1 protein-coding gene is annotated in these 970 nt (G+C 51.5%); it reads right to left on the reverse strand.

Going from position 1 to position 970, the window contains the following annotated elements:
- Positions 1-7: 7 nt before the first annotated feature.
- Positions 8-798 (reverse strand): IS5 family transposase gene (locus tag B5F27_RS16275; RefSeq protein ID WP_242962224.1). Its coding sequence is split into 2 segments (ribosomal slippage): positions 8-477 and positions 477-798, totalling 792 coding nucleotides; the frame shifts between segments, so codons are not numbered across the junction.
- Positions 799-970 lie beyond the last annotated feature (172 nt).

Here is a 970-nt window from a genome sequence, read left to right on the forward strand (position 1 = left end):
AGAGCACCTAACAAAACCGAAAAGCGATCAAAGCGGCAGCAAGGGTGAAAAAAGCCAAATGGATATCAGCTCTGCGTTCATATCGGACGAGCAGGCGCCTGTATCGATGGAACCAGGCAAAGGTTCGCTCAACAACCCAGCGGTGCTTTCCAAGATGAGAGGAACTGTCCACCCCACGTCTGGCAATGCGGTGCTCTATATGTCTCACTGTGCACGCCTGTCTGCAAAACGGAAAATCGTACCCTTTATCAGCGTGAAGTTTCTGAGGATGACAAGTGGGTCTCCCGTGCAAATTTCGCAGGGACGGCAGATGATCCAGCATATATTCCAGCATTTTGCAATCATTCACATTGGCGGCAGTGAGGCCGACAACGAGCGGAATGCCATTGCGATCCGTTATGAGATGATGTTTACTTCCAGGACGACCTCGATCTACGGGGTTGGGTCCTGTGTGTTCGCCCCCCTTTTTGCCTGGATGACAGAGCCGTCAATACAGGCTCTGCTCCAGTCGATCTTTTTCGTATCGTGTAAATTTTGCAGGATGACATGGTGAAGGCTCTCCCAAACACCAGTTTCCTGCCAGTCCCGAAGTCTGCGCCAGCAGGTCATACCACTGCCGCAGCCCATCTCCTGTGGCAGGTCTTCCCACGGTATCCCTGTCTTGAGTACAAAGATAATTCCGGTCAAAGCTGCCCGGTCAGGTATACGTGGACGGCCTCCTTTGGGTGTGGGCTTATGTTTTGGCAAAAGTGGTTCAATCTGACTCCACAGTTCGTCGCTTACCAGTTTCCTGGGCATTTGCTTCACCCCCACTGGTATTTTACTGCATATTCCTCTATTTGTCAGGTTTTGTTAGGTGCTCTTAGCCGCCATCTTTGAACCGGGAGGATTTGTGTCCATTTGCCTTGGGGTACCGAAAGGCCCCGCAGCCACCTCCTTCACCTTTTGGTGCAGGTGTATCAGCCTTATT

Source organism: Faecalibacterium sp. An192 (assembly GCF_002160175.1).
In the GTDB taxonomy this organism is placed as follows: Bacteria; Bacillota; Clostridia; order Oscillospirales; family Ruminococcaceae; genus Faecalibacterium.